The 5,919-nt window shown below is 71.5% G+C and carries 3 protein-coding genes; 2 read left to right on the forward strand and 1 reads right to left on the reverse strand.

What is annotated here, in order from left to right:
- Nucleotides 1-138 precede the first annotated feature (138 nt).
- On the reverse strand, nt 139-2,850 hold the full coding sequence (polA, locus tag ACWGN5_RS41570) for a DNA polymerase I (protein WP_453524158.1): 2,712 nt from the start codon (nt 2,848-2,850) through the stop codon (nt 139-141).
- 122 nt (nt 2,851-2,972) lie between these two features.
- Here polA and ACWGN5_RS41575 point away from each other — a divergent pair, with 122 nt between their 5' ends.
- Together ACWGN5_RS41575 and ACWGN5_RS41580 are read left to right on the forward strand one after the other, a co-directional pair.
- Complete coding sequence (locus tag ACWGN5_RS41575; RefSeq protein ID WP_453524161.1) at nt 2,973-5,273, forward strand: FdhF/YdeP family oxidoreductase; 2,301 nt, start codon at nt 2,973-2,975, stop codon at nt 5,271-5,273.
- A gap of 62 nt (nt 5,274-5,335) precedes the next feature.
- Nucleotides 5,336-5,836, forward strand: coding sequence for a hotdog fold thioesterase (locus tag ACWGN5_RS41580; RefSeq protein ID WP_453524164.1), 501 nt, complete (start codon nt 5,336-5,338; stop codon nt 5,834-5,836).
- Nucleotides 5,837-5,919 lie beyond the last annotated feature (83 nt).

Below are 5,919 nucleotides of genomic sequence, written 5' to 3' on the forward strand. Positions count from 1 at the left end.
TGCGGGTTCAGGCGCGGGAGCCTCTGGCGCCGGCAAGGGCGCCGTCCGTTGTGCCCACCCGTTCCGCCCCTTGCGGAACGCCTGCCCACAACGGGGTGGGCGCGCGCCCACAACGGGGCGGAAGCGTGCCCGCAACGGTCAGTGTGCTGCTGAGTCCCAGTTGGGGCCTACTCCTACCGAGACGTCCAGGGGGGCTCGGAGGTCGGCGGCGGCCGACATCTGTGCGCGGACCAGGGTCTCGACCTGCTCGCGCTCGCCGGGGGCGAGTTCGAGGACGATTTCGTCGTGGACCTGGAGGAGCATCCGGGAGGCCAGGCCCGCGTCGCTGAGGGCGCGGTCCACGTTCAGCATGGCGACCTTCACGATGTCCGCGGCCGTGCCCTGGATCGGGGCGTTGAGGGCCATCCGCTCGGCGGCCTCGCGGCGCTGACGGTTGTCGCTGTTGAGGTCCGGGAGGTAGCGGCGGCGGCCGAGCATCGTCTCGGTGTACCCGGTCGCGCGGGCCTCGTCGACGACGCGCCGCAGGTAGTCCCGTACCCCGCCGAAGCGCTCGAAGTAGGTGTCCATCAGGCCGCGGGCCTCGCCCGGGTCGATGTTCAGCTGCTGGGAGAGGCCGAACGCCGACAGGCCGTAGGCCAGGCCGTACGACATGGCCTTGATCTTGCGGCGCATCTCGGCGTCGACGGCGGACCGCTCGACGCCGAAGACCTGGGAGGCGACGGTGGTGTGCAGGTCCTCGCCGGAGGTGAAGGCCTCGATGAGGCCCTCGTCCTCGGAGAGGTGGGCCATGACGCGCAGTTCGATCTGGCTGTAGTCGGCGGTCATGAGGGCCTCGAAGCCCTCGCCGACGACGAAGCCGTGCCGGATGGCGCGGCCCTCGTCCGTCCGCACCGGCACGTTCTGCAGGTTCGGGTCGGTCGAGGAGAGGCGGCCGGTCGCGGCCACGGTCTGGCTGAAGGTGGTGTGGATGCGGTTGTCGGCGGCGACGGTCTTGATCAGGCCCTCGACCGTCGAGCGCAGTCGCGCCTGCTCGCGGTGGCGGAGCATGATCACCGGCAGTTCGTGCTCGGTCTGGCCGGCCAGCCAGGCGAGCGCGTCGGCGTCCGTCGTGTATCCGGTCTTGGTCTTCTTGGTCTTCGGCAGGTTCAGCTCGCCGAAGAAGACCTCCTGGAGCTGCTTCGGCGAGCCGAGGTTGAACTCGTGGCCGACGGAGGCGTGGGCCTCCTTGACGGCCTGCTGCACGGCGCCGGCGAACTGCTGCTCCATGGCCTCCAGGTGGTCACGGTCGGCGGCGATGCCGTGCCGCTCCAGGCGGGCGAGGAGGGCGGAGGTGGGGAGCTCGACCTCGTGGAGGAGCTCGCGGGCGCCGACCTCGGCGAGCCGCTCGTCGAAGGCGCCGCCGAGGTCGAGGACGGCCCGCGCCTGGCTCATGAGGGCCTCGGCCTCGGCGGTGTCGTCGGCGCCGAAGGCGAGCTGGCCGTCGGCGGCGGCCGCCGGGGCGAGCTCGCGGCCGAGGTACTCGACGGTGAGGGCGTCGAGGGCGAAGGAGCGCCGGCCGGGCTTGACCAGGTAGGCGGCGAGGGCGGTGTCCATGGTGACGCCCGCGATGGACCAGCCGTGCTCGGGGAAGACCCGCATGGCGCCCTTGGCGTTGTGCATGACCTTCGGCCGGTCGGGGTCGGAGATCCACGCGGCCCAGGCCTGCTCGTCGGCCTCGTCGAGGCTGCTGGGGTCGAACCAGGCGGCGGCTCCCCCGGCGGCGGCGAGGGCGATCTCGGCGACGTTCCCGGTGCCGAGGGCCCAGCTGTCGACGGTGGCGATGCCGAGGGGTTCGGTGCCGTGCTCGGCGAGCCAGGGGGCGAGCTCGCCGGCGCCGAGGACGGTGAAGTCGAGCTCGACGCCCGCGGCGGGGGCGGGCGCGGTCTCCTCGGCGGAGCCGGGGTCGACGGCGAGGAGCCGCTCGCGGAGCGAGGGGTTGCGGATCTCCAGGGTGTCGAGGACGAGGGCGACGGCCGTGCGGTCGTAGGGCTCGCGGGCGAGCTCCGTGACGGTCTTCGGCAGCTCGACGTCCCGGACCATCTCGGTGAGGACGCGGTTGAGCTTGACGGACTCCAGGTGGTCGCGGAAGTTCTGGCCGGCCTTGCCCTTGACCTCGTCCGCGCGCTCGACGAGCTCGGCGAAGGAGCCGAACTGGTTGATCCACTTGGCGGCGGTCTTCTCGCCGACGCCGGGGATGCCCGGCAGGTTGTCGGACGGGTCGCCGCGCAGGGCGGCGAAGTCGGGGTACTGCGAGGGGCTCAGGCCGTACTTCTCCTGGACCTTCTCCGGGGTGAAGCGGGTGAGCTCGGAGACGCCCTTGGTCGGGTAGAGCACGGTGGTGTGGTCGGTGACCAGCTGGAAGGAGTCCCGGTCGCCGGTGACGATGAGGACCTCGAAGCCCTCGGCCTCGGCCTGGGTGGCGAGGGTGGCGATGACGTCGTCGGCCTCGAAGCCGTCGACGGCGAAGCGCGGCGCGTGCATCGCGTCGAGGAGCTCGCCGATCAGCTCGACCTGCCCCTTGAACTCGTCGGGGGTCTTGGAGCGGTTCGCCTTGTACTCCGGGAACTCCTCGGACCGCCAGGTCTTGCGGGACACGTCGAACGCGACCGCGAAGTGGGTGGGCGCCTCGTCGCGGAGCGTGTTCGCCAGCATCGAGGCGAACCCGTAGATCGCGTTCGTCGGCTGTCCCGTCGCGGTGGTGAAGTTCTCCGCGGGCAGCGCGAAGAACGCCCGGTACGCGAGCGAGTGCCCGTCCATGAGGAGCAGGCGGGGGCGGGTGTCTGCGGGGGTCTTCGATGCTGTCTCGGCCACACGACGATCCTGCCACGGCCCACTGACAATCCCGTCCACAGCGGCCGGGGTGCCGGTCTGTCGGTGCCGCGTGACAGGATCGGAGACGTACGCCACAGGATTACCGCTCAAGGGAGAGCGCGATGGTCAGCAAGCCGCCTGCCGGTGACCCGGTCCAGGACGCACCGCAGGTCACGGAGCCGCAGCACTCCGCGGCCGGCCTGCCCGCCATCGGGCACACCCTGCGGATCGCGCAGGAACAGATGGGTCTGCGGCGCACCGCGCGGACCCTGCTCAAGGTCAATCAGAAGGACGGCTTCGACTGTCCCGGCTGCGCCTGGCCGGAGGGTGACAAGCGGCATGTGGCGGAGTTCTGCGAGAACGGCGCGAAGGCGGTCGCCGAGGAGGCGACGCTGCGCCGGGTGACGCCGGAGTTCTTCGCCGCGCATCCGGTGGCGGACCTCGCGACCCGCAGCGGGTACTGGCTGGGCCAGCAGGGCCGGATCACGCAGCCGATGCTGCTGCCGGAGGGCGGCGAGCGGTACGAGCCGGTGAGCTGGGAGCGGGCGTTCGCGGTCATCGCGGAGGAACTGCGCGCCCTGGGCTCGCCGGACGAGGCGCTCTTCTACACCTCGGGGCGGACGAGCAACGAGGCGGCGTTCCTGCTGCAGCTCTTCGCCCGCGAGTTCGGCACGAACAACCTGCCGGACTGCTCCAACATGTGCCACGAGTCCTCGGGCTCGGCGCTGACGGAGACGATCGGCATCGGCAAGGGCAGCGTCTCCCTGGAGGACCTGCACCGGGCGGACCTGATCATCGTGGCCGGGCAGAACCCGGGGACGAACCATCCGCGGATGCTCTCGGCCCTGGAGAAGGCGAAGGCCGCGGGCGCGCGGATCATCTCGGTGAACCCGCTGCCGGAGGCGGGCCTGGAGCGCTTCAAGAACCCGCAGACCCCGCAGGGCATGCTCAGGGGCGCGGCGCTCACGGACCTGTTCCTGCAGATCCGGATCGGCGGCGACCAGGCGCTGTTCCGGCTGCTCAACAAGCTGGTCCTGGAGACGGCCGGGGCGGTCGACGAGGACTTCGTACGGGAACACACCCATGGGTACGAGGAGTTCGCGGCGGCGGCGAAGGCGGCCGACTGGGACGAGACGCTCGCCGCGACCGGTCTGAGCCGCCCGGAGATCGAGCGGGCCCTGGAGATGGTACTCGCCTCGGAGCGGACGATCGTCTGCTGGGCGATGGGCCTCACCCAGCACAAGCACTCCGTGCCGACGATCCGCGAGGTGGTCAACTTCCTGCTGCTCCGCGGGAACATCGGGCGGCCGGGCGCCGGGGTGTGCCCGGTGCGCGGCCATTCGAACGTGCAGGGCGACCGCACGATGGGCATCTTCGAGCGCCCGGCGCCCGCGTTCCTCGACGCCCTGGACAAGGAGTTCGGGATCGTCTCGCCGCGCCACCACGGCTTCGACGTGGTGCGCTCGATCCAGGCGCTGCGCGACGGCGAGGCGAAGGTGTTCTTCGCGATGGGCGGCAACTTCGTGGGGGCGACGCCCGACACGGAGGTGACGGAGGCGGCGATGCGGAACGCGCGCCTGACCGTGCACGTCTCGACGAAGCTGAACCGCTCGCACGCGGTGACGGGCACGCGCGCGCTGATCCTGCCGACGCTCGGCCGCACCGACAAGGACGTGCAGAAGAGCACTCTCGGTGGAAAAAGCACAGTGCAGTTCGTCACGGTCGAGGACTCGATGAGCCTGGTGCACGCCTCCCGGGGCAACCTGCCGCCGGCGAGCCCGCACCTGCTGTCCGAGCCGGCGATCGTGGCGCGGATGGCGCGGGCGGTGCTCGGCGAGGCGTCGGCCACGCCCTGGGAGGAGTTCGAGGCGGACTACGCCCGGATCCGGGACCGCATCGCGCGCGTGGTGCCCGGTTTCCAGGACTTCAACGCCCGTCTCGCGGCGAACCCGGGCGGCTTCGCGCTGCCGCACGGGCCGCGCGACGAGCGCCGCTTCCCCACGAAGACCGGCAAGGCCAACTTCACGGCCGCCCCCGTCGAGTACCCGAGGGTGCCCGAGGGCCGGCTGCTGCTGCAGACGCTGCGCTCGCACGACCAGTACAACACCACGATCTACGGTCTCGACGACCGCTACCGGGGGATCAAGGGCGGCCGCCGGGTGGTGCTCGTGCACCCCGAGGACGCGGCGGCGTTCGGCCTCGCGGACGGGGCGTACGCGGATCTGGTGAGCGAGTGGACGGACGGCACCGAGCGGCGGGCGCCCGGCTTCCGGGTCGTGCACTACCCGACGTCCCGGGGCTGCGCGGCGGCCTACTACCCGGAGACGAACGTCCTGGTGCCGCTGGAGTCCACGGCGGACATCAGCAACACCCCCGCCAGCAAGTCCGTGATCGTGCGTCTGGAACAATCGCAGTCCGCCTAAGCGTTTGCTCAGGCGACCACGATGCGACAAGCAGCCGTACGAAGACGAACGGAGCCGGGCCCATGGGTGAGCAGCAGCACGTGAAGTTCCCGCAGGAGGTCATCGACGAGTACGCGGCGCTCGGCGTCGACCTCCCGGCCCTCTTCTCGGCCGGGCACCTCGGGAACCGGATGGGCGTGCAGATCCTGGAGGCCTCGGCCGAGAAGGTCGTCGGCACCATGCCGGTGGAGGGCAACACCCAGCCGTACGGGCTGCTGCACGGCGGCGCGTCCGCGGTGCTCGCCGAGACGCTGGGCTCCATCGGCTCGATGCTGCACGGCGGGGTCTCGAAGATCGCCGTCGGCGTCGACCTGAACTGCACCCACCACCGCGGGGTGCGCAGCGGTCTGGTCACGGGTGTGGCGACCCCGGTCCACCGCGGGCGGACCACCGCCACGTACGAGATCGTGATCAGCGACGAGCAGGGCAAGCGGGTGTGCTCGGCCCGGCTGACCTGCCTGCTCCGCGAGATCACGGCGAAGGACGCGGGCGACCTGCCGACGGCGGGTCACGCGGAGGCCTGACCGGATCGGACCGCACCGAGCGGTCCGCGCCGGCCCCCGAGTGGACACCAACGGCGCGGCGCGAGACGGTTCACCGTCTCGCG

The sequence above is a fragment of the Streptomyces sp. NPDC055815 genome, from assembly GCF_053616475.1.

What these genes read in the sequence shown, in the direction of transcription:
- ACWGN5_RS41575 (WP_453524161.1), top strand. Translation starts at nt 2,973, where the DNA reads ATGGTCAGCAAGCCGCCTGCCGGTGACCCGGTCCAGGACGCACCGCAG.
- ACWGN5_RS41580 (WP_453524164.1), top strand. Translation starts at nt 5,336, where the DNA reads ATGGGTGAGCAGCAGCACGTGAAGTTCCCGCAGGAGGTCATCGACGAG.